The sequence below is a fragment of the Chitinispirillales bacterium genome (genome assembly GCA_031254455.1).
In the GTDB taxonomy this organism is placed as follows: domain Bacteria; phylum Fibrobacterota; class Chitinivibrionia; order Chitinivibrionales; family Chitinivibrionaceae; genus WRFX01.
This window is the reverse complement of record JAIRUI010000077.1, coordinates 1-24,271: the sequence shown is the minus strand read 5'-3', so window position 1 is coordinate 24,271 and position 24,271 is coordinate 1. Positions and strand designations below refer to the sequence as shown.

Here is a 24,271-nt window from a genome sequence, read left to right as displayed (position 1 = left end):
ATATATTGAAGAAGTGTATAGACGAAGGTATGGTAAATGGTCGCATTCAAGCCATAGACAGTGCGTTTATTAAAGCCAACGCCTCAATGGACAGCATAGTAGAGAAAGAATTAAAATTTAACAGCAAGAAATATTTTGACGAAATAACTCAAAACGAAGAGAATAGTGATGATATGAATAAAAGACAAAAAAGGGGACTTATATAGCTCTGTCATTTTGCACCAGCAATCCCACTCTACAAGCCGATTTAGATTTCATAATTCATTATTTTTAGATTTTAATAAAAGATAGATATTTGTTTTTGATAATAATTTCATGAAAAGTAAAAAACAAGCGATTTTTCACTTTTTTTATTATATTTGTTATATATAATAAAAAGGTGCCTTAATTATTGGAGGTCGTATGAAGAAATCTAAAAATTTTCAATCTGTAATTTTGTTTGTTTTGGCGCTTTCCCTCGGGGGGGGGGTATTTGCACAAGGAATAATGGATAGACTTCCCATCGGCAACAATTGGGCAAAACCGAATCTTGATGATTTTTTAATGCAGCACGTAATTTACGCGAGAGACACATTAAGTATTTGCACAGGCGGCGGCGGAACGCCGACGAATGGTATTGTAGGGACAAATGTTTTTACGAACGGCAGAGGTTGTGGTCTCTCTTCACCAAGCGGCGCTTCTAATGATCTCACCCTTCAATCCGGAGAAGCTCATATTCAGAAAAATAATGGTCGTTTAACAAGATTAAATACTCCAGAAAACATTGTTTATTTTGGCGGTGAAGGAAACGCTATAATCAACAATTCTACGCCTAAAAATCCGGTTTATCCTGATGGCTATCCGAGATTGCCGCAGTTCCCTCTTTCTGCTCTTCCAACTAATCAGACAGAAGCAACTGCGCTTGGTATTCAATATTTTCGTGCTACAACTGCAAGTCCTTGGGGATGTCCTACTAATAATCTTCTCGTTAATAACGCTACTTGGCCTGCGGGGGTATATTACATCGACGGTGATTTGGTGATTAATAACGATGCTAGATTGCAAATAGCGCCTGTTGGTGAAAGTTACAGGACTATTATATACGTTAAAGGCAATTTTTTTATGAGAACCAATTCGTCATTTGTTCCGCAAGGATTTGTCAGCGTTAATGACTACCCGGAGGCGGCTAAAGGACAGATAGTTGTAATCGCATTGAGTGACAGATGTGATGATTGTATGGGAGCAACTTATACTCATTGTGCTATGGCGGCTATCCATCTTTCTTCTCCGACTCATGGGGTTGTCGGCTCGTTTATTGCTCCTTACGGTTCAATTTATACTCAATATAATGCAGGAATATCCGGTCAATTATTGGCAGAAAGAATTCGATTTATCAGCGAACCCAGTTCTGCCGGTTTTATTTTTGTACCTCCTGTTACCTCCAGTATTACCGCGGCGGTAAAGAACGAGACATTCGATAGAACGCAGAGGTGTAACAAACAACTGACAAATCATAATATTGCAGTTTCCCTGTCCGAACCGCTGTCGGGAGACGTTACTATTGAATTGGGTTATAAAATAACGCTTAATGACAATTTGAAAATTGAAGACGATGTTGTTTTCCCCGCGCCGACAACGCCAGCGGCGCTTACAGGCGTGTTAAGATTTAGCGGAAAAACGGACAATGGCTATCACAATCAAAATGCCGTAATACCGTTTAACATAGTGAATAATGAGACGTATAAAAGCGGAAATTTCACTGTCGAATTAAATCTTATCAGTATAAGCGGCGGTAATGCGGAAGAATGGGATTTGTCGAATGAGAATATATCCGGCGGTACAATTACAATAAATATGATAAATCAGGCGCAACGTCCTATGTTTAATTTTGTGCAAAAACTTGACGGTATTATTGAGTATCACAATAACGGAGCGGGAACTTTGAAAGCAAGCCAAGGTCAAGTGGTCGCAACGCTTAGCGCTTCGGAAAGCGTTGAATACGAAATTAGCGGCGTAAATAAAGAATGGTTTGAAATTGTGGAAGGAGAACTCAGAACAAGTGAGAAATACCGAGCGAATTACGACTCTCCCGAACAAAATCGTACGGCGACAGTTACGGTTACGGCGATAAATAACGCGTATGCGACGGCAGGGCTTGAGTGTTTTGCTAAAAGCGAACCGGTTGATATTACCGTAAATATACTTCCTTGGAACGATAACCCGTTTGAATTGGCGCCGAATAACGATGTAAGAGTGCTTCTTGACATTAGCACTGGAATTCGAAATATTCTTATAAACGTTGGGTGGTTATTGAATCTTACATATTTTATTGACCTTGATTTGACAATAGACGGAAACATACAGAAAATTCTCGGATTGACTAACGAAAATTTATTGCCTAACGCCAAATTTAATACTTCAGACGCGCTTACAAACGAACTCAAGGCGCAACAGATTCAAACCGAATTTGGCGAGGTGACCATTGAAGACGGACAGGTGAGATACAAAATCAGAGAAGATAAAATCGCAAATCTTACCGATGTGAATATTGATGAATTTTATTATACTGCGCTTGATACTGCGGTTTACGGGTACCCTACAGACACTTGGGTTATGTCGGTTAAGGTAACGGTTATAATATCAGCCATACCTCTTCCGCCTCTTCCAATTGGAAGTATTTATTATGACAGCGACGGCAACGGAATTGTGGACAGTGTCGTTGTCGTATTTGATGATGAAGTAGAAGATTTAAACGAAATTGAATTTACAATGTTAAGTTTTGCAGGTGTAAGCGATTATTTACCTTCAATTATCGGGTACGGAAGTAACGGCGACGGCACGGAAAACAAAACAACCGTTATACTTGCGTTAAATTTCCCGAAAACAGAAAATGTTCAGGATTCTACAAACGGTGTAATGCGAATGAGCGTAACGTATCTTGACGGGAAATACATACCGTTAAATCCGGACGGGGAATATTTCAGCAAAAATTTTGAAGTAAATGACGGCGCCGCGCCTGTGGTTGTATCGGCAATGATTATAACGTCGAATGTTTTAGGCGAAAACGATGTTTTGGTTGTCAAATTGAGCGAGAATTTTGATATTAACGTTGATAACGATAATATTCCGTTTAAGTTTATGAATATGAAAGCGGCTGGAAAACCGCTTTATGACGTGCAATTTGATTCATTCACTATGAACGGAAACGAATGTCGGATTGTTGTAAAATCGGATTATAGCGGAAAAATTTCTTTGGGCGATTCAATATTTATCAATTCGGGCGCTGACCATATAATTAAAGATGTTCCGCATAACAATGAGCAGACGGCGAAAAACAATAAAAAAGTCGAGATTCTACAGGAAGTGGTCGCGCAAATATTTTCCGCCGCTTATTTTGAAACAAACGATATCAGTAACGGGTACGTTAATTTGATTAAGGTCGATATGAGAACAAAAATAGATTTGACTTTTGCTGAAATGTTGGCAGATGCAATTGTACTTTCTCCGTCCCGTGACTTTACAAAAGACGAAGTTATTCTTAATTCCACTCAAACGGGATTTGATTTGAAAGTTACCGAATCCGCGGCAAACAATGACAGAAATGACAACCCTCCAAGAACAGGTATTAACAGCAATGACGTAATTGTACTTCCCGGTGAAATAGTCTATAATAACATTACGATAAAACCGAATCCGACGCCGGTGCCGATAGACGACAGTATCGCTCCTGTGATTTTAAAAGGAATTTATAACATAGGAGCGGATACAACCCTTGACGTAGTATTTAGCGAACCGATAACAGCATCAATGGGAAATCCGTATAAATTCTGGCACGTATTATCGGCTCCAGAAGGTGAATTTGATATGACGTTTTCCCCTGAAATGCCGAAACAGATAGGAAATAATACTCTTCGGTATAAAGTAACATCGACGACGGTACCATATCCTTTAACCAACGACAGTATATGGATAGTATCTAGCGGATACGTCAAGGATGATTCGGACAATATGCAAAATTTAACTGTTCGTGCGCCTCTTAAAGTAAATGGTGATTACTCGACGGATTTGAACGTGAGGGTAGTTCCGCAGCCGCTTTACATGGTAAAGGTAGGAGATAAGCGTTACGAACCGAAATCTTTTGACCCCAGTCTTGTAGAATATTATAAAATACAAGATAACGACAAAGGCGTTGCTGTAGTTATTGAAGCTAAAGGACCGATATCCAGCCCTTCGAATTTGCAGGGTTATATGAAAATACTCGACCAGACCGGCAACGCAGTCACCCAAGATATAAAGATAGAGCCATCGGTGATAACGGAGGGGGATCGCAAAGGAAATGTGGTAGGAGTAGCCGTTTGGGACGGGAAGAATACATCTGGTAGAAATGCAGGAGCTGGGACATATTTGGCGCTTATTCAGGTAGAAGTGCAGTTTGACGACCGAGAAGGAAAAGAAGTTCGCACATATAGAAAAATTATAGCGGTATCTGTGGGGAAAAGATAGTGTTTTAATTATTGGTAAAAAAACTATTGGTGAATCCCAAATAGTATTTTCAGTAAAACAATAATTAAGACGGAGTAATTTATATGGCAAAATTTGCAATCGGCGTCGGTTCGGCTTTAATGGATATTATATTACAGGAAACGGACGAGTTTCTTGAACAAAACAAAATAGTAAAAGGCGGCATGTCGCTTGTAGAAGCGGATTTTGCCGATAAACTCCTTGCAAAAACGCAAAATTCGGTAATTATCGCACCAGGCGGTTCCGCTTGTAATACGACAATAGGTTTGGGACGGCTTAGCAAAACCGCGAAATTTATCGGTTGCTGCGGAAATGACGAATTGGGTGAGAAATTCAAAACCGCGCTCGCCAAAAATAATGTAAAAGCGCAACTCACAACTGCCGATAAAGCGGATACAGGACGTGTAGTGTCCGTAGTCACCCCCGACGCTCAACGTTCAATGCTTACATATTTGGGCGCAAGCGGATATACCGACCCTGCCGTTTTCACTCCAGAAATTTTTGCAGGGGCGGCATTGGTTCATATTGAAGGATACTTGATTTTCAACGAGAAACTTTTGCGAACGGTTATGGCAAACGCAAAAAAAGCCGACGTAAAAATATCGCTTGATTTGGCAAGTTTCAATATTATTGAACAGAATTTGGATTTTGTTCAATCGCTTGTACGCGAATATGTCGATATTGTTTTGGCAAACGAAGACGAAGCAAAAGCATACACAAAAAAATCCGATGAAAAAGAGGCTCTGGATATTATTGCAAAAGACGCGCAGATTGCGGTCGTAAAATTAGGAAAGCGCGGAAGTTTAGTAAAATATGAAAATAGCGTATATGAGATTGCTCCGGTCGGCGAAGAAAAAGCAAAAGATACCACAGGCGCCGGAGATTTATGGGCAAGCGGTTTTCTTTACGGGATAATAAACAATCTTCCAATAGAAAAAGCGGGTTTTATAGGCTCTTTGTGCGGTTATGAAGTTTGTAGAATATTAGGAGCGCACATTCCAGATAAACGATGGGAAAGTATTCTTGAGAAGATATAGTCCATTTTCATCTTTTTTGAGATTTTGCCAATGCCTCTTTTGCATTATCCATATAACGAATGGTTTCAATATATTTTTTGTTCAAAAAAATGTTTTGTTCGCCAATCTATAAAAGGATTTTGTATGAAGAAATTTTTGACAATTTTGATTTTTATTTTTTGCCCAAACGCTTTCTGCCAAGAAACAAACGATTCGGCTGAACATAAGAATTTTTTGTACAACCTGCTAAAAAAACAAGAGTTATACGTAAAAGAGCAAAAATTCGACAACGAAACGCTTTTTTCACCTTATATCGTTAAAAGACAGAACTTTATCGGAAGCGATTATTTCACTTGGGAAGACGCCCTCATGAGTAATCCTAATTTCACCGCAGTACGATATTCGCCAAGTTTTGCAATGAACCGTACAACGTTTCGCGGATACTTAATTCCAATAGAAGACAATTTTTTAAACCGGCTTTACTTGCCGGCGCTCCCATTTTATTATCAAGACTTGCTTGAAATAAGCGAATTTGAAATTTTACCCGACGGCTCAATAAACAAAAATTTATTCAACAAACTTACTGCCACCCCCGACGTTTTTTTCGTGTGGGAAGGCGGATTATTTGAAGGTAATTTATTAAAATTCAGGATGTTAAGAAATTTATCAAAAAAGTTATCGCTTCTGGCTTTCACTTCTTATTCCGATCTGAAACGCAAGGATTATTTTCACGGCGGCGGAATGGCAGACCTTTTTACAACCTACGAAACCGACAGCACAAAAATATCAATTTACGGCTACAACCCATATTCACTAATAAATAAAAGCGGAATTGAATTGAACTGGCATGGCAATTTTTCGGCAAATTTGCGATATTCATACTCTGACATTCGACAAGATTTGGCATACCACAGCGATTCGGCGCTTCAAAACAAGACTTCACTGTCCATCGCTTACAACGAGTCAAATAATTTTCTAAACCAATTAGACGCATTAGTGGAAATTCCGCTTGGCGATAAATTTTTATGGAGAAATATCGCAAAACTTGAAACTGTTTATCAATACGAAAACCCGATAAGTCGTACGCGAAACGGCAATTTTGCGACATATAGAACGCAACAAAACAACACTTTGCAATCGGGTGGAACACAGTTTTATTTTGCTCCGGCAATAAGCGATACCGTTTCAATACAAGTTTCAGCAAACCGTTATATTTCAGATACTTGCGATATTACATATAAAGTAGCGCATCATATTAAAATTGTTGCCGAGAACAAATTTATCTCACAAAACTTCGACAATTTCTCCGCAAAAATCGACGGCGGCGGACAATTTGTCAGAGCAAATCACAGTAAAATTGAACGCTATCCTTTCGCATCTCTTCAAGCCGACTTGAAAATTAATAATTTCCGAACGCAATTTTGGGGAAAACACGACATAGTTCCTATGGTATTTTCTTACAATAATATTTTTTCTCAACTGCAGGATCTTCTTAAAATCGCAAACACTTATTTCGGATTCGGAGCAAATTTGCACTATCAATTCCCGGTCGCGTCAATTTATGGCGGGTATTCAAATCTTATTACTTTTCGCAACGAAATTTCTTCTTTGCAAAATAACGATAATTTGATTGTCAATAAATTCTGGCACAACAACGCTGCGCCTTACGAAAATCCAGAACAAGTATTTTCCGCAGGCGGAAGTTTTGGCGAGATTAAAGGAATTTCATTGTTTTCAAATTGGCTTTTCAGCGACCAAATGCCATATTTGAAATCATATTCCGGCTTGAGATTTCACTTTAATAAAGATTTACAAGTTCGTCATTTTTATGTAGATATTTCATATAACTATTGGAGTAAAAAAGATTGGCGATCAAATTTCTATTTTTCCGAACCATTGACGATGTCGCCGTTTGGAAATTATACGCATTGGGATCGTCCAATTCACGACGTCTCGGTAAAACTATCCGCAGAAATAGAAACGTTTCGACTATTTTGGAAAATCGACAATTTCCTCAACCGTACAAATTCGTATGTTCCCGGATATATTATGCCAGGACTTATTTTCCGCTGGGGATTTTCTTGGAATATTTTAGGTTAGTGCGCTCCAAGACGCTTTTTTACCGCTTGAAATAAAGTATTTTTCGTTAAAATCAAAGAAAGCGAAAACTTAAAATGATATTCTACAGATACATCGTCAAAGAATTTATACGACCTTTTTTATATTCGCTCGCCGTGATTTTTATGATATTTTTTATGCAAATCACGACACAGGTTCTGCCGAGAGTTTTGTATAAAGGCGTTTCTTTCGAGATAATTGCGGAACTTCTTTTGGTGAGTATGGCTTCGATAATTTCGCTTGCGTTACCGATGACATTGCTTATTTCCTCGCTTATGGTTTTTGGAAAATTATCGTCCGACAACGAATATACGGCGATGAAAGCAGTCGGGATGAGTTTATTCGATATGCTTCCGCCGATAATCTCGCTGAGCGCAATAATAGGCGTCCTGCTTTTGTTTTTCAACTGCAATATTTTGCCGAATGCAAATCATCACGCAGCGCAGCTTATGTCGGATGTTATGCGTAAAAAACCAGCCGCGCTCATAGACCCCGGAGTATTGATAAAAGATTTTCCCGGATATGCCATAAAAGTGGATTCCGTAACCGCAGGAACTGGACGTTTATACGGAATTACGATTTTTACAACGCAAAATAACCAAATTCCTATAGTCAGCGTCGCCGACAGCGGTACGCTTTATCTGACAAAAGACGAAAAATATTTGGAACTGACGATGTTTTCGGGACAAACTATAAGCGAAAATATCGGCAATGGAAACAACAACGAAGCGGATTTTTTCAGAATAGATTTTGCCAAACAAACTTTTTTTGTAGAAAATATTAAAAGCGATTTTACAAGAAGTAATTTGGAAGAAAAAGGCGAACGTGAAATTAAAAACGATTCTCTAATTCATATTATAAATAACCTAAAAAGTAATATTTCAAACGAAAAAAAAAGATACAACGAATGGATTTCGGAGATTTCAAACAATATGAATAATTCAATTGCGGACAGTTCCGCTATTTTGTATATGGACGACTTTTCACAATGGTACTCTACAATAAACAGTCTTTTATCGCCAAGGTCAGTAAGCGACGCATTGAAAAGTGAAATAAATTTTGTCAATACAATAATGCGAAACATCAAAGAAAATAAAAACAGCATAAACGGATATTCCGTAGAAGTCCATAAAAAATACTCTCTTGCAATCGGAGCGATAATTTTTGCGGTTTTGGGCATTCCGCTCGGAATTATTGCAAAAAACGGAAGCGCCGCGATAAGCGTGAGTTACAGTTTGATTTTCTTTATATTTTATTGGGCGTTTTTAATAGGAGGCGAATATTCGGCAAAAAAAGGCAATATTCTTCCGGTTGCGGCTATGTGGGGAGGAAATGTCGTTCTGACGCTTGTTGCGGTTTGGCTTTTAAGAAAAGTATCCGGATACGAAAGCGGTTTCAGATTTTCAGACGTTATAAAAGTAATTTTAATCCCATTTCGTAAGTTATTGAATAATATGCATGATATAAAAATCTTACGTATAATAAAAACAGTATTCGGACATATTCTTGATTTACCGGAAAAAATGTTAAACTTATTTTTACCGATAATTCCGGCATATATTATAGGAAGATTCTTTTCATACTTCTTAGTAACGACAGCGGGTCTTTCGGTTTTAACCGTAATTATAGATTTTGTTGGAAACATAACTGTCTTTACAGACGCAAAATTTAACGAATTAGCGGTTTACTATTTATACTTTATCGCTTCTTTTATGTCCATGATACTTCCTATCTCAATGCTTTTATCCGTAATGCTTTCTATGGGCTCATTCTCAAAAACTAATGAATTAACAGCTATAAAATCCAGTGGGATAAGCGTTGTCAGAACAACTTTTCCTTTAATTTTTGTAGGTTTATTCTTTTCGGTCGGGATTTTCTTTTTCAACGAATCGGTACTTGCGTCCGCAAACGAAAAATTGGAACTTTACAGAGATACATTTTCAGCGCGGCGCAACGGAAGACCAATTCCTACGGAAGTTACGGAATCGCGAAGGAATTTCTACTATTTTTCCAACGAGAATACGGCATATTTTTTCAAAAGAATAAACACCTCTCCCGCAAAACACGAAACCGTCGTAAAATACTCTTTTGAAAATTACAGAATAAAAAGCATAACGACAGCAAATATTGTCGATTACGATCCGGAAAATAACCTATGGATTATGCCGGACGGGAAAGAAAAAATATTGCAAAGCGACGGAAGTATAATAGTAAACGAGTTGTCGCAAGTAATTTTGACCGATTTGACGCAAAAACCCGTCGATATGCTTAAACAGATACGAAAAGTCGAGCAGATGAGCTATTCGGAACTAAAAAAAAGAATAGAAAATGCAAAACTTAGAGGAGAAAAAACGCAAAAATATTTGGCGGATAGTAATTTCAAATTTTCATTGCCGCTTATGAACGTAGTCGTTGTTTTAGTCGGAATCGCCGCAACGGTACGCTCAACGAAGCGCGGCGGCGCCGTTCATTTCGGCGCAGGACTTGTGTTTGTGTTCATTTATTGGGTAATAGCGCAATTTCTTATTACGCTCGGAAGAAATGAGTCGGTAAATCCGATTATTGCGGCATGGAGCGCAACTTTTATATTTTTAGTACTTGGATTTTTTCTTTATACGAAGGCGTCAAAATGAAAATTGATATAAAAAAAATCAAATTGGACAAAACGAAAAAAAACATAGTTTTAATCGGCAATAATTACGGTTTAATGGATCTTATCGAAATTTATCTTTATAAATACTACAATATAATTACGACGACAAACGAATTCGACGGAATTAAAAAAATAGAATATTTCTCTCCGGTTTGTATTTTTATAAAAACCGGAGACGATTTAAATTCCTTATTATCTACTATAAAAAGAATAAAAAAAGAACCTTCAAACGACATTCCAATAACTACGTTTTCAAACAAAAATATTTCAACTATAAACGAATTCAAAATGAAATCAGCCGGAATCAACGAAATAATAAAATTCCCTATAATACGACAAGATTTTATGACGATATTTGAAACCGTCGTAAAATTATAAAGTAATAATATTCCCGTAAAAATCATTTTTTTTTTACTTTTTAGCAAAATATTTAACAATTTACCAAAAAATTTATTATATTATATAGTAATGGGGAAAAATGTGTAATAGTGGTGAATTTATGACCGGATGGTTTACTGGAAAATTTGAATATGCGATCGATGTGAAGGGAAGAATTTCTATCCCTGCAAAATTCCGTGATTTAATTCCGGAAAATTCTAAATTTCACAGTATAAGAGTTCCGAAATTCCGCATACGCATTTATCCGGAAAGCGAATGGGAAAAAAAGGCGCTGCAATATGAAAATCTTCCAGAAACCGAAATCTTTGACGAATACCGCAGAGAATTTTACGACACTCAGGCCGACTCCGATTTAGACGGTCAAGGACGAATAACTATCCCAAGCAAGCAGATTAAGGAGATTAGATATAACGGCGGAAAAATTATAATGTTGGGAATGGGTAAATATATAGAAGCGTTTTGTTCTGAAAATGAAAACGCAGATTATGACGAAGCCGAAAGAAAGTTTGCCGATAAATATTACAAAGTAAATGAAGCGATTATGGAGTTTAGAAAAAGTGAATGAAAATTATCACATTCCGGTTATGCTTGCGGAAACGATTGAATATTTGAATGTAAAAAAAGACGGAATTTATTGCGATTTAACGTTAGGCGGAGGCGGACATTTTGAAAAAATCGCTCAAAATTTGAGTAAAAACGGAACCGCAATAGGTATCGACCGTGATTTGACCGCCGTAAACCGCGCTAAAGAGAAAAAATTTTCAACCGACTGTAAAATAATTATCAGACATAGTTCATTTTCTCGTTTTCATGATGTTTTGGATGACGAAAAAATAGAAAAGGTTGACGGTTTTTTAATGGATTTAGGGGTATCGTCGCATCAATTTGATACCGCAGAAAGAGGATTCAGTTACAGAAACGACGCAAAACTTGATATGAGAATGAATAAAAACGACGAAGAAACGGCGGCGGATATTATTAATTTTTACGGGGAAGAAGAATTGACTGAAATTTTGAAAAATTTAGGCGAATTGAGAAATCCGCAAAGAATGGCAAGAAAATTAGTTTCAGCGCGAAAAAAGCAAAAAATTGAAACGACAAAACAATTGGTAGATGTTCTGAACGAAGAATACGGATTTTTGCAGAATTCGATTTTATCTAAAATCTTTCAAGCGTTTAGAATAGCGGTAAATAAAGAATTGGACGAACTGAAAATCTCGCTTGAAAATTCGTTGAAATATCTTGCAGAAGGCGGACGAATCGTAGTAATTTCATATCACTCGCTTGAAGACAGAATCGTGAAAAATTTTTTAAGGGATAACGCTAAAAATTGTATCTGTCCTCCGCAAACGCCAAAGTGTTCCTGCAAACACAATCCTGAAATAAAAATTATTACAAAAAAACCTATAGAACCGAAAACAGAAGAGATAAACATAAATCGCAGAGCGCGAAGCGCAATGCTCAGATGCGGAGAAAGGATCAGATTATGAAGATTAGTTTTAGGTATTGTTTCATTTTTGGAATAATGGCGTTTTTGCTTGTTTTACAGTCAAAAATCAGCAACAATCTCGCGATTGAAATAGAGCGCAAAAAAAATGAAATCAGCGCGGCGGAAAAAGAAATTTCATCTTTGAAAATGGAAATAAACTCTCTGTTCAATTCCGCCCAAATTAAAGTTTTTGCGGAAGACACGCTGAAGATGAAAGTAACGGCTCCGAATAATATTTTGACCCTTGAAGAGAGAAGCGGAAATTATTCCGTAAAAGGAAATAATTTTAACATTGTCGAACAGGTTATGACTTCCTGGAGCAGTTTATGACCGTCGGCGATTATTTGGAGAAAATTTCAAATTTCTTGAAAACAGACGGCATTATAAAATTTTCGCTGTTATTTTTTTTGTTTTTATCGATATTTTTAATTACAAAATTATGGGATTTACAAATTGTTAACGGAAACGAAAAAAAAGTTTTCGTAAAAGTTTCCGCTCAAAAAAAAGAATTGGCATATCCGCGCAGAGGCAGAATTTTAGACAGAAACGGGAAAGAAATAGCGATTTCCGTTCGTGAAAAATCCGGCGACGCCCAATGGCAAAGAAATTATTTATATAAACAATACGCCGCGCCGCTTATCGGTTACGTGAAACGAAATTACTCACAGATGGGACTTGCAGGAATAGAAAAAGCGTTTGATATTTACCTTGCAGGCGAAATAGGATATTCAGAAAAAAGACGTGACGGGAACGGAAAATTGATTCCAATACCCGGCGGAACGGATCAAAAAGTAAAAAACGGCGCCGACGTTTATTTAACTATCGACATGGATATACAAAAAATCACAGACGACATAATTGCAGAAACCGTCGATTTTTCAAAAGCAAGCGGCGGAATGGCTATCGTTATGGATCCTTATACAGGCGAAATTTACGCAATGTCTTCATATCCGTCATTTGACCCAAACGGCAGCCGAGAAAAAACAGAAAGAAATAAAGCTATCTCAGAAAATTATGAACCCGGCAGCATATTCAAAACCATAACATTCGCTTCCGCGATCGATGCGGGACTTATAACTCCCGACGAACTTGTAGATTGCGGAAACGGAATATATGAAATCCCGAACGAAAGACCTATTACCGACGATCATAAATTAGGGGTAGTCCCTTATTCGGAAGCGTTCAAACTGTCAAGCAACATAGCCTCGGCAAAATTAGTCAAAGAAAAAATCGGCAGTAAATTATTTTATCAATATTGTGAAAAATTTGGTATCGGAACTACGACAAACATAGGAATTCCCGCCGAAGAAGAAAAAGGGATATTTAACGATCTTATAAATTGGCAGCCGCGCGACGCAATGAGTATGGGATTCGGGAACGCCGTTTCCGTAACGCTTTTACAAATGACAATCGCGGTATCGGCTATCGCAAACGGCGGTTATATTATGAAACCGCAAATTTATAAAAAAATAACGGATAGAAACGGAAATATCATCAACGACAGCCGAGGAAATCCTAAAAAATCAAAACCTGTAATCGTAAGAAGACCTATTAAAGAAAAAACCGCCGAAACAATGCGGAAATTAATGAAAGACGTAGTAAACGAAAACGGAACGGGGAAAGCGGCGTTCGTGGAAGGAATGAATATCGGCGGAAAAACCGGAACAAGTAAAAAAGTTAAGAACGGACAATACCTTGAGGGGCATTATTGGGCTTCTTTCACAGGAATCGCTCCGATTGACAAACCGGCGCTGGTTTGCTGCGTTTCGATAGACGATCCGGAAAAGGGTAAATACGGCGGACCTGTCGCGGGAGCGGCGGTCGCAAAAATATTAAAAAATATAGTCGCGTCGCCTTCAGTTTCTATCGGAAAAGACATCCGTTTGTACACAGAAACGGCAAATGATACCGTCACACAAGTTAATCCGACTAAAAAATATCCTAATTTTAACGGACTTAACATTAAGACCGCAAGAAAAATATGTAACGATTCAAAAATCGATTACGATATTTACGGTACAGGCAATATTATCATTCGGCAAATTCCTGCGGCAGACAGTGAAATAAGAAATTACGCTAAAGTCGCTCTCTACACCGACTCGTTTGAAAATGAAATTATAATGCCGAACTGCGTCGGGATCAATATTAAAGACGCTATAAATATGCTCCAACAAAGAAATATCGAACCGTCTTACATAGAAAACGGTATCGGAAGAGTTAAAAGACAGCATCCGACCGTCGGCACGGTTTTGGACGTAAATTCTACTTGTTCGCTTTTTGTCGAAAAAGGAATTTCCGAAATATGAACGTGTCGAATTTATTAAAAGAAATCGAAATTAAAAACATAGTTTACGATTCCCGCGCAGTAAAATCCGGCGATTTATTTTGTGCGATAAAAGGATTTTCGTTTGACGGAAACGATTTTGTAGATATAGCCGTAAAAAACGGAGCGGTCGGAGTATTATCCGAAAATGAAAAACCGAATAATTTTAACAAAATTTGGATTAAATGCGATAATGTAAAAAAAACGATGGCTGAATTTGGAAAAGATTTTTATGGCGTAGATTTCAGCGATATATATTCCGTCGCGGTTACGGGAACAAACGGAAAAACCAGCGTCGCTACGATTTGCGATTCTATTTTGGCAAATATTTTCGGTGAAGAAAACACTTGTTTAATAGGAACGATAGGAAATAAGATTTGCGGAGAATTTTTTGGATCCGACAGAACAACTCCGGAAGCGATCGACACTTTAAGAATTATCGGTTCGGCGAAAAATAAAATCAAAACCTTATGTATGGAAGCGTCGTCGCACGCGCTCGTATTGGATCGTTTAACGGAATTTTATTTTGATTCGGCAATATTTACAAATCTGACTCAAGATCATTTGGATTTTCATGAAACTATGGAAGAATATTATTCGGCAAAAAAGCGATTATTTACAAAACATATAAAAAACAACGGCGCGGCGATAATAAATATCGACGACGAATATGGAAAACGACTTATCAAAGAATTAAAAAACGACAAAAGTTTTTCAATCGGATTCGCCCACGACGCTAATTACAGAATTTTAACAGCCCACTGCGACTGGAAAGGTATTTTTTTCAAAATCAAAACGCCGAATGCAAAAATTCTGAAATTTCGGACAAAATTAATCGGACATTTTAACGTAATAAACTGCGCACAGGCGGTTTGCGGGCTGCTCGCTTCGGGAATCGACGAATACGCGGTAATCGAAGGATTAGAAAAAGTAAAACCGGTAGAAGGAAGAATAGATAAAGTTGAGTTAAACTCCCCTTTCAGCGTTATCGTAGATTATGCGCACACGCCCGACGCACTCGTAAAAATTTTATCGACCGCAAAAAAACTGACAAAAGGGAATTTAATCGCCGTATTCGGAGCGGGCGGAAACCGTGACAAAACTAAACGACCGCTTATGGGAGACGCCGTTGCAAAAAACTGCGATTTTGCGGTTTTAACAAGCGATAATCCGCGCAATGAAAATCCGCAAAGCATCATTGACGAAGTAAAAGACGGATTTCCGATAGATTTTCCGCACGTATGCGTTATAGACCGTAAAGAAGCGATAAAATTCGCGTTTGAAAACGCAAATGAAGGCGACGCGGTGATTATTGCAGGAAAAGGACATGAAAAATATCAGGAAACAGCCGGCGTAAAGCATCGTTTTGACGACAAAGAGACGGCAAAAGACGTTTGGGAAGAAATAAAAAATCATCGCGGCAAAATTTGAAACATTATATCTAATTTATCATGATTTCCGCATTGAAAGAAGCTGAAATTCGCCATTCTTCTCTTGTATTTTTATTTTTATCGCCGCGTAAAAATCCGCTGAACCGCAGTTTCTCACTAGCGTTTATCCCGATAACGCTCTGAACGCGGTGGTTGTTTTTGTTTGAAAACCCGTCCGTCATATTGTAAAACAAATCCCCGTCAAAATTAACAAACGCATAAGAGTACGAAATATCGGCGCTCCCCGCGTTTTTCGGCAAAAATTTTATTCCCGGACGAACGGCCATATAGTTTCCGGAAACGCCGTTTTTTGCGGTCAATCCAAAGGTTTGTTCGGTAAAAATGTGAAAAAAATTATTGATCACTATAGTTTCTATAGGTTTTAAACTTATATCTTTAACTATAAAGTTATAGTTGTTGTAATAATTATAGTTTTCCTGTTTTTCCCAGAAACCTCTGTTTGAAAATCCTATATGAAATTTACTGAATTTATACAAAAAATCACATTCTTCGTCAAAAACCGCGTTGGAATTTTGACGCTCAATATTTTTACTCGCGCCGAAACGAATATTTGATGAAATTTCCGGAATTTCAGAAGGAAATATTGAAATATATTGATTATATGAAATTAAAGAATACGCCGCCGAATTTCGTAGTTTTTCGTTCAAATTTGCGACAAGCGGCATAAATTCATACCACTTACCGCCGCCTTTCGGAATTTTACTCTCGGCGCAGAAATCTCCCGATAATTTTATGCCTTTCAACGACTTATACCAAAATATTTCAAAATTGTTAGCAATATAACTTTGCAATGAAAAATCGTTTTGGAAATCATAAACAAATATATCTTTCGCGATATAATCGCCGAACGGCTGTTCGACAAAAACGCCGGAAACGCTGTCTTTTATGTGCGTCCCCGTTCCTGCCGGAACTTTTACGTATTCCCATCTCCGCTCACTGCGCGTTTCATACGTCAAATCCCATTTAGTATCAATTCCGCTCGAATAATCGTCCGAATAAATATTATCCAAAACATACGCGAGCATTGAAAAAGAATTGTTTGCGAAAATTAAACTCAAATCGGCTTTTATTTTTTGATTAGCGCTAAGATTGCGGTTAGCCGAGGACGAAATTAGAAAATTCCAAGAATTTTCTTTCGCCAAAAAATGTTTTTCATTTTCACCGACGTCCTGACTTCTATATTTTAGTGCGCCGCTTAACGTTTTATCTTCGTTTTCAACGGTAAAGGATGAAACGACGTCACCGAAATAATTATCGTTTTTTTCGCTTTTATACCAAGTTTCTTCAACAGCGAAATTTATATATAACCTGCTCAAATCAAAAGAGATACTCGCGTTTTGCTGTCGTCCGTCCTCACCGTTATCTTCAATAACCCGTTTTGTAAAAAGATAGTCAAAATAAAACGGCGTTTCTTTTCCGGATTCAAAACCGCCGGAAATTCTTCTTGAATAAGGAATTTTTCGTAAAAAGTGCAAATTATCAACTACGGATTGTCCGTATCCGCCCTTTAACAAAATAGATTTTTGAAAACCCGCATAAAAAATATTTTCCCAAAGCATGTACTTTTCAATATCGCCGGAAATCCCCCATTTATGAAAAGTTTCGTATCCGTTTAAAACGTTATTAACAAAAAAATCACCGGTATTGTAAACTTCAAACCTGTCTTTGACCAAAAAATTGTTTTCCGAATTCGACGAAACAAAAACGTCGGCTTTTACAGCGGCCGAATTATCATATTCATTATTATCGGAAAGCGTATTTTCATCCGAATTTATACCCGCCGCGGCAATATTGATTATTAAACGATCGTTCGGCGCATAAACAGCCGAAATTTCTCCTTTTACGCTTCGTTTCGGAAGAACGATTTCGCCGAACGCGGTATAAAGTCCTCCGCCTTTACCGACAAACAGATAAATCGGTTCAAGTACGGCGCTTTGCTCGTTTTCAACGCTGTCCAAATATTCTTTAGTATAATTTGAAAATTTATCGCGATAATTTGAACGATACGGAAGATATTCGCCGCTGTCCGACGGCTGAAAATTAACGGAATACAAATCTCTTTTCAAATAAACCGATTCCGGATCGTTTTCCCAATAATAAACGTTCGCCGTAGAATCAAGGCGATAAATCCTTTTATACGCCTGCGTTTTAAGCACGTCGTTTTTGTGAATTTTGTTTCCGAGAAGAAATTGCGGCGATCGAGCGCCAGAATTTTTTATTTGCGAAATTTCGTCAGGAGTAAAATCTCTCTGAGACGACTCCCAAATATCTTTGTCGTAATACACTGAAAAATCTATTAGCAAAGACGAGTCTAGAAAAGAAAAATTATGCCGTGTTCCGGATGTAAAAATATTATAGTCAAAATCTCGATATTTGTAACTTATTTCAATAGCCTGCCCGTCCATAATCGGCGTTTTTGCGGTAAATTTTATTCCCGCCAAGTCGTAATCTACAATGTAATCTTCGTCTTCTTTAAGCGTTTTCCCGTCAAGCGAGACGGAAACGCCGCCTGAAATAATTTTTACATACGAATGATTTTTATCCGGTTGAAGATTAAACATTCCGTTTTGAATCCCTGTGACGCCTTCAAATTTATTGTAACCGAATTTTGTTCCGGAAATTCCCGCAAACGCGTTATTTTTCCGTCCGATTCCGTCGTTTTTCGACTCGGCAAAGAGCCCTTTAGGCGTATAAAACTCTTTTAATATTCCCGATTCGTTACTGCGAATTTCCAAATCGCCGACAGCCGCAGACCATTTGGGATTTTCAATTTTGATATAAATTTTGTCCAATTCGCCTATCTCGCCGGTCTGCCCGTCAAGCGACGAACTTTGGTCGCTGATATGTGCGGAAATAGTCGTCGTCGAATCAATATTTCCGTAAATCTCAACGTCAAGCGACTGATTCATAGCCGTCTCACCGTTACTCCCAAACATTACGCCGATGTTTTTTCTTCCTTCAAACGAAATTTTACCGCTTTCTAAAACAGGGTTTTCATCGTAATCATAATAAAATTCCTCGCCGTCGGCACCGTCGCTACGATATTTTGGAATATTCAATTCGTAAGATCTTAAAATTCCCTGATACGCCGTTTCGTATTCAATATTATATTTTTGATTTTTCCATAAATCCTGCGAAAAATAAATAGTGTTATTCTCTTCGACAAAGCGCCAATTTGAAATCTCGCAATCACAATTTATTTTCACCGAATTCGGCTCAATAATTTCGTTCTCAAGAACGATTTTATTCACAGAAGCGTCAGTAACGAATACAAACTCTTTTTTTATGCCGCCGAACGCGAAAACGCAGAGAACGAAAATATTTAATATTAAAATTATTATTTTTCTCATAATTATCTCCGTGCGCCGCAAAAATACATTATTTTATGAAATAAAGCGAATAAAATCAAGGTGAAAATGGGATATATCGAATTAACGGAATTTGAAAACAAATCGTATTTGAAAATCGACGCCGAAATAAAAAATACGGCGAATAAAACAGTATTTTCGGCAAAAATTTCAGGAGATATTTCCGGAATCGACTTCCCAGAAATTTCACGATTCACTAAACGAAAAAACGAACTTTGGACTATAGGTTGCTTTGAAATATTCGTAAACAAAAAAAACAATTCATATACCGAATATAATTTGGGGTTCGACCAGAATTTTGAAATTTTTAATTTCTCGGATTACCGCTCAAATCAAAGTTTATCGGAAATCGGCGCTCCCCCGAAAATCATATGCGAAACCAAAAACGATTCATTTGCGCAGTTTGTAGAATTTCCCGAAAATATAATTTCAGAAAATCTTTTTTCGATTACGGCGGTTATTAAACTTTCAGACGGAAATTTTTTGTATTTCGCAAATAAACATTGCGGACAAGAAGCGGATTTTCATCTTAAAAACGCAAGGATTTTGAAACTGTGAAACGAATATTGGTTTCACTTAAAATTTTACAACAAATGCCCCATTTTCCCCTTTTTTGTGTCCAAATATTTTTTGTTATGTTCGTTCGCCGCTATTTCAATCGGGATTCTATCCGTAATTTCTATCCCGTAACCGTTCAAACCCACGATTTTGCAAGGATTGTTTGTTAAGAGACGTATTTTTTTAATTCCCAAATCCGCCAAAATTTGAGCGCCTATTCCGTAATCGCGCATGTCCGCTTCAAAACCCAATTGAATATTAGCCTGAATAGTGTCTAAACCTCCGTCTTGAAGATTGTAAGCCTTTATCTTATTAGTCAGCCCGATGCCTCTCCCCTCTTGGCGCAAATACAAAACCACGCCGTTTTCTTCGCCTATTTTTTCTAAGGCGATTTCTAATTGATTTCCGCAGTCACAGCGAAGCGAGCCGAGAATATCGCCCGTAAAACATTCGGAATGTACGCGTACAAGAATCGGTTCGTTTGGATTTATTTCACCTTTCTGAATAACGACGTGAGTGTGCGTTTTTAACGTTTCTTCATAGGTTTTTATCAAAAAATCGCCGAATTTAGTCGGAAGTTTCGCCGTCGCCGTGCAAGAAATCATTTTTTCTTTGGCGTATCTATAACGAACGATATCCGCTACGGAAACGATTTTTATGCCGTGTTCTCTGCTAAAAATTTCCAAATCCGCGCGGCGAGCCATAGTCCCGTCGTCTTTCATAATCTCGCAAATTACCCCCGCCGGAGTAAGTCCGGCAAGCCGCGCCAAATCGACGCTCGCTTCGGTCTGCCCGGTTCGTACAAGCGTTCCGCCGTCTTTCGCCCTAAGAGGAAACATATGCCCCGGCATAACAAAATCGTTCGGCGTCGCGTTCGGGTCTATGAGTTTCAGGACGGTAGCGTTTCTGTCTTGCGCCGAAATACCCGTCGTCGTGCCTTTTCGCGCCTCGACCGAAACGGTAAAAGCCGTCTCAAAATTCGAGGTGTTTCGTTCAACCATCATAGGAATTCTCAATCTGTCTAAAATTTTGCTTTCAAGCGCTATACAGATAAGTCCGCGTCCGAATTTCGCCATAAAATTCACCTTTTCGGCGGTAGAAAGCTGCGCCGCAAAAGCCAAATCGCCTTCGTTTTCACGGTCTTCGTCATCGACTATAATAACAATTTTACCGTTTCTATAATCGTTAATTACCTCTTCTATTTCTTCAAACGTTCTCAAAATTCCCCCTCTTCAAGCAGTTTTAATATTCTATCTCCGGTTTTATTTTTTTGCACAATCATCCTTTCAACGTATTTAGAAAAAACGTCGCATTCGATATTGACAAAATCGCCGACTTTTTTCAGCGCAAGCGTCGTATTTTTGAAAGAATGCGGGATAATCGACAGAGAAAATCCGTTTTGCGTCAAATCCGCGACAGTCAGTGAAATTCCGTTTACAGCGACAGAACCCTTTTTTACGACGTATTTTGAATATTCGTCGTCAACGGATACAAAAAATAAAAACGAATCGCCGTCGTTTTTAATTTGTTCTATTTTTGCGATTGTATCGATATGTCCCAAAACGATATGCCCGCCGAAACGCCCGTCCGCTTTCATCGCCCTTTCAAGATTTACGACTTGCGAAATCTTCGCGTTCACAAGCGTCGTTTTCGAAAGAGTTTCTCTGACCGCACGAAAAAAAATACGTTTTTCGCTTATTTTTTCGACTGTCAAACAAACGCCGTCAATCGCTACGGAATCGCCGATTTTACATTCAAAGTCGTCGGCTTTGGGCAGTATTGCTATTACCGCGCTTTTGTTTTCAAAAGAAAGCGATTTTATTTCACCCGTCGTTTCTATTAGTCCGGTAAACATTTTTTCTCCGATGTTACGCCGTTCCTACTCGAAAAGTAATTTGTGCGTTTATAAAAACGCAAGAAATTATTTTGAAAATATTAAAATAGAATAAAAAGTAACGAAGAAATTATTCAATGTATATTTGATTAGCAAGCCCAGAATTTTATTCTTGATTTTTTTGTAGAAATATTGTATATTATGTATGTAAAGCAATGGCAACGTTGCTTTTTCCCTTAAGTGGGTTACTGCCCTCGTTTTATTACGGGGGCTAATTTTTTCAACAAGGATATTAAATGAATTCTCCTAACTACGTTAAAAAAGGGCAGATATTTATGTGTAGATTTGAGGATTGTTGGAATAAGATAAATTCTTGTATCGACACAAATGAATCAATAATCGCCAACATAAAACCTGAAATAGGGAAAATTCGTCCGGTTCTTGTAATACATCCTCATAAGCGTCATAAATTGGCGGTAGTAGTTCCATTTACTACAAAAAAGCCGCGAAAAGAAAGTTCTTATACAGTATTTATTCCTATGGGAATTATGCCTGGTATTTTATCTGAAAAGGAATGCTGGGCTTTGTGTGATATGGTAAAAGTTGTCTCTCTTGACAGATTACAAGTCCCTTTTCGTAGAAAGAGAGATTCTCATAATGGTATCAACATAACAACTCTCGGTGAAGATAGAATCAATGAAATCTGTAATATAGTCCGAAATATTTTAAGATAACCAAAATTATTTCAAAATATAAAAAACAGAAAAAATTAACTCTTTATGTATTTCTTCAAAAACAAAAAAGCAACCTGTCAACAAATCGCTTTTAATAATTATCACGATTTTTCTCTTTCATTATATCCACAAAACAAAAAATGGCGGTCGATTTTTACGACCGCCATTTAAGACAAATAAAACCGCTTTTTATTTCAGAGCGTCTCCGCCGGAAGTAACCATTATAGCGCGGCGATAAGCGCGGGATTCCTTAGCGTCACGATCGTCAAACTTAACTTCTACTTCGACTATCGCCAAATAAGTAGCCGCGCCTATCGTTCTGCCGGAACGATTTTTACCGTCCCAAACCGCGACACCCGCCACAGTTCCCCTATCGGTCATGTCAAATTTCATAGAAATCTCGTCCGTAACGAGGTTACCCGTCTGGTCTATAATTTTTACTACGCCTTTCTGAAGGCTAACATCCGTAATAGGACCTTTCGCTTCAAGAACTATCGCGACGCCTTTTCTCATACTCGACGGAATTTTGTAATAATCGGCAAGGTTGTCGTTAAGATCTTTAGGCTCGTATCTTTTGTCTCCGAGTTTAATCAGAGACATCGGCTGCGGAACTACGTACAAATCCAACTCAAACGGATAAGAATCCGCCAAAAGAGGAGCGCGAACGGTAAGATCCTGCTTATTTCCTTCCAAATCAAACACTATACCGTCAAACGCGATCCAAAGGCTGTCGCCTTTTACCGGATAGGCTATGCTTTTAGATTCAATCTTGTATATCCAACGATCGGCCGACTTTCCCTGCACCGGCAAAGACGGCGCAAAAGTCATAGTAAATTCATCGCCAAGTTTAGTCGCCAAAAATTTATAAGGCTTATCCGTAGCGTAAGACTTTAAATCGACAGGCTCGCTGAAAACAACCTCAAGCGTCGTCTCATTAACACCAACATCGTATATTCCATGCGAAACCACCGGAGCCACTCCGTCCGTAACTACGGTTTTGCTTGCGTCAACAGTTAAAAGTCCGTCGTCCGACAAAATAGGAGTTTTAAGCCAAACAGAATCGGAAGAAAGATCGATATTCGTTTTCACCAGTGAATAACCTTCTTTCGCATGATACTTCTTTTCTTCGACGACGCTTAATTCTATCCCGTTCGATACGGCTTTTACTCCGCTTACCGTAAATTTACGATCGGACGAAAGATCTATGGAAGCCGCTATTCTTTCGGCAAATTCCTGAGAAACTTCCATACCCAAATCAATCCTTATAATATCGGTATAACCATCGTGAACCGTATTCGTATCCAAATAAACGGCGGATATTAAACCTATTACGGTTTTCATCGTAATTTCGACGCGTTTATTCGTTTCGATTAACTGATATACTCCGTTAATATCCTTAACGTTGCCGTTAACGTTGACAAAAATAGAATCTCCTTTGGATATTTTTCCGTCCTTGCCGCTGTCTTTAGCGCTGACGATGCATTTATAAACGCCGTCTTCCAAGGTTATGTCCGCAAACGAAACCGTATATAAAGAACCGCCTTGTTTGACGACAAAATTAAACGGAAGATTACCCATGCCGTTAGGAATACTCGACGTTTCGCTCATCTTTATAAGAAGTACGTCGTTTCCGTCAGGAATAAGCGATTTTATACATTCCGCAGATACTATTACCGGACCCGCTTCGTCTTTTACTCCGACGGTAACGGGAGACGCGTTGATATATATCGGCGCAGGAGTTACCATAACCCTCATTTCTCCGCCCGTGACATTCTCAGGAGAATAGTTTTTATCCAACCAAAGAACTACTATCGTAGAATCGTCATCG

General features: G+C 38.2%; 17 protein-coding genes. 13 read left to right on the top strand and 4 right to left on the bottom strand.

Translation table 11 applies throughout. From position 1 onward, the window contains the following. The 11 genes from LBH98_05585 to LBH98_05535 all read left to right on the top strand — a co-directional run. Positions 1-206: hypothetical protein (locus LBH98_05585; protein ID MDR0304227.1), on the top strand; the 206-nt coding region annotated here is incomplete at its 5' end. A 196-nt stretch (positions 207-402) separates the two neighbouring features. Further along, on the top strand, positions 403-4,482 hold the full coding sequence (locus tag LBH98_05580; protein ID MDR0304226.1) for a hypothetical protein: 4,080 nt from the start codon (positions 403-405) through the stop codon (positions 4,480-4,482). 83 nt (positions 4,483-4,565) lie between these two features. After that, positions 4,566-5,537 (top strand): adenosine kinase, encoded by a 972-nt coding sequence (locus tag LBH98_05575; protein ID MDR0304225.1) that lies wholly within the window; start codon positions 4,566-4,568, stop codon positions 5,535-5,537. Between the two features lie 123 nt (positions 5,538-5,660). Continuing rightward, complete coding sequence (locus tag LBH98_05570; GenBank protein MDR0304224.1) at positions 5,661-7,616, top strand: hypothetical protein; 1,956 nt, start codon at positions 5,661-5,663, stop codon at positions 7,614-7,616. Positions 7,617-7,690: 74 nt separating this feature from the next. Continuing rightward, positions 7,691-10,267 carry an LptF/LptG family permease gene (locus LBH98_05565; protein MDR0304223.1) on the top strand — a complete coding sequence of 859 codons (2,577 nt, stop codon included), beginning with the start codon at positions 7,691-7,693 and terminating at the stop codon, positions 10,265-10,267. Continuing rightward, a complete protein-coding gene (locus LBH98_05560) occupies positions 10,264-10,665 on the top strand; it encodes a hypothetical protein (GenBank protein ID MDR0304222.1) in 402 nt (133 codons plus the stop codon). Before LBH98_05565 ends, LBH98_05560 begins: the two co-directional genes overlap by 4 nt. Before the next feature lie 100 nt (positions 10,666-10,765). Next, positions 10,766-11,251: a hypothetical protein gene (locus LBH98_05555; protein MDR0304221.1), complete on the top strand. Its 486-nt coding sequence runs from the start codon at positions 10,766-10,768 to the stop codon at positions 11,249-11,251. Next, complete coding sequence (gene rsmH, locus LBH98_05550) at positions 11,244-12,176, top strand: 16S rRNA (cytosine(1402)-N(4))-methyltransferase RsmH (protein ID MDR0304220.1); 933 nt, start codon at positions 11,244-11,246, stop codon at positions 12,174-12,176. The genes LBH98_05555 and rsmH overlap by 8 nt, the downstream gene beginning before the upstream one ends. Further along, the gene (locus LBH98_05545) at positions 12,173-12,505 is read left to right on the top strand and encodes a hypothetical protein (protein ID MDR0304219.1); all 333 of its coding nucleotides are present in this window, start codon (positions 12,173-12,175) and stop codon (positions 12,503-12,505) included. Before rsmH ends, LBH98_05545 begins: the two co-directional genes overlap by 4 nt. Continuing rightward, positions 12,502-14,481 (top strand): PASTA domain-containing protein, encoded by a 1,980-nt coding sequence (locus LBH98_05540; protein MDR0304218.1) that lies wholly within the window; start codon positions 12,502-12,504, stop codon positions 14,479-14,481. The genes LBH98_05545 and LBH98_05540 overlap by 4 nt, the downstream gene beginning before the upstream one ends. Next, entirely contained in the window at positions 14,478-15,929 is a 1,452-nt protein-coding gene (locus LBH98_05535; GenBank protein MDR0304217.1) for a UDP-N-acetylmuramoyl-L-alanyl-D-glutamate--2,6-diaminopimelate ligase, read from the top strand. The genes LBH98_05540 and LBH98_05535 overlap by 4 nt, the downstream gene beginning before the upstream one ends. A 10-nt stretch (positions 15,930-15,939) precedes the next feature. Here the strand turns inward: LBH98_05535 and LBH98_05530 are convergent, their stop codons facing one another. Further along, complete coding sequence (locus LBH98_05530; protein ID MDR0304216.1) at positions 15,940-19,299, bottom strand: hypothetical protein; 3,360 nt, start codon at positions 19,297-19,299, stop codon at positions 15,940-15,942. Positions 19,300-19,365: 66 nt separating this feature from the next. Between LBH98_05530 and LBH98_05525 the strand changes: the two genes are divergently transcribed. Then, positions 19,366-19,875 carry a hypothetical protein gene (locus tag LBH98_05525; protein ID MDR0304215.1) on the top strand — a complete coding sequence of 170 codons (510 nt, stop codon included), beginning with the start codon at positions 19,366-19,368 and terminating at the stop codon, positions 19,873-19,875. Between the two features lie 26 nt (positions 19,876-19,901). On the opposite strand, the gene LBH98_05520 is transcribed toward LBH98_05525, so the two are convergent. Both LBH98_05520 and LBH98_05515 read right to left on the bottom strand, forming a co-directional pair. Continuing rightward, the gene (locus LBH98_05520) at positions 19,902-21,095 is read right to left on the bottom strand and encodes a bifunctional 3,4-dihydroxy-2-butanone-4-phosphate synthase/GTP cyclohydrolase II (GenBank protein MDR0304214.1); all 1,194 of its coding nucleotides are present in this window, start codon (positions 21,093-21,095) and stop codon (positions 19,902-19,904) included. Further along, on the bottom strand, positions 21,092-21,730 hold the full coding sequence (locus LBH98_05515) for a riboflavin synthase (protein MDR0304213.1): 639 nt from the start codon (positions 21,728-21,730) through the stop codon (positions 21,092-21,094). The genes LBH98_05520 and LBH98_05515 overlap by 4 nt, the downstream gene beginning before the upstream one ends. Positions 21,731-22,005: 275 nt before the next feature. On the opposite strand from LBH98_05515, the gene LBH98_05510 reads away from it, so the two are divergent. Beyond that, the gene (locus LBH98_05510) at positions 22,006-22,443 is read left to right on the top strand and encodes a type II toxin-antitoxin system PemK/MazF family toxin (GenBank protein MDR0304212.1); all 438 of its coding nucleotides are present in this window, start codon (positions 22,006-22,008) and stop codon (positions 22,441-22,443) included. 189 nt (positions 22,444-22,632) lie between these two features. On the opposite strand, the gene LBH98_05505 is transcribed toward LBH98_05510, so the two are convergent. Next, positions 22,633-24,271, bottom strand: a 1,639-nt coding sequence (locus tag LBH98_05505) for a hypothetical protein (protein ID MDR0304211.1), incomplete at its 5' end; no start/stop codon positions are given.

Excerpts from the sequence above, each read along its gene's own strand:
- LBH98_05510 (MDR0304212.1), top strand. The coding sequence starts at position 22,006 with ATGAATTCTCCTAACTACGTTAAAAAAGGGCAGATATTTATGTGTAGA.
- LBH98_05560 (MDR0304222.1), top strand. The coding sequence starts at position 10,264 with ATGAAAATTGATATAAAAAAAATCAAATTGGACAAAACGAAAAAAAAC.
- LBH98_05545 (MDR0304219.1), top strand. The coding sequence starts at position 12,173 with ATGAAGATTAGTTTTAGGTATTGTTTCATTTTTGGAATAATGGCGTTT.
- LBH98_05580 (MDR0304226.1), top strand. The coding sequence starts at position 403 with ATGAAGAAATCTAAAAATTTTCAATCTGTAATTTTGTTTGTTTTGGCG.
- LBH98_05565 (MDR0304223.1), top strand. The coding sequence starts at position 7,691 with ATGATATTCTACAGATACATCGTCAAAGAATTTATACGACCTTTTTTA.
- LBH98_05535 (MDR0304217.1), top strand. The coding sequence starts at position 14,478 with ATGAACGTGTCGAATTTATTAAAAGAAATCGAAATTAAAAACATAGTT.
- LBH98_05540 (MDR0304218.1), top strand. The coding sequence starts at position 12,502 with ATGACCGTCGGCGATTATTTGGAGAAAATTTCAAATTTCTTGAAAACA.
- LBH98_05530 (MDR0304216.1), bottom strand. The coding sequence starts at position 19,299 with ATGAGAAAAATAATAATTTTAATATTAAATATTTTCGTTCTCTGCGTT.
- LBH98_05515 (MDR0304213.1), bottom strand. The coding sequence starts at position 21,730 with ATGTTTACCGGACTAATAGAAACGACGGGTGAAATAAAATCGCTTTCT.
- LBH98_05570 (MDR0304224.1), top strand. The coding sequence starts at position 5,661 with ATGAAGAAATTTTTGACAATTTTGATTTTTATTTTTTGCCCAAACGCT.
- LBH98_05555 (MDR0304221.1), top strand. The coding sequence starts at position 10,766 with ATGTGTAATAGTGGTGAATTTATGACCGGATGGTTTACTGGAAAATTT.
- LBH98_05575 (MDR0304225.1), top strand. The coding sequence starts at position 4,566 with ATGGCAAAATTTGCAATCGGCGTCGGTTCGGCTTTAATGGATATTATA.
- LBH98_05525 (MDR0304215.1), top strand. The coding sequence starts at position 19,366 with ATGGGATATATCGAATTAACGGAATTTGAAAACAAATCGTATTTGAAA.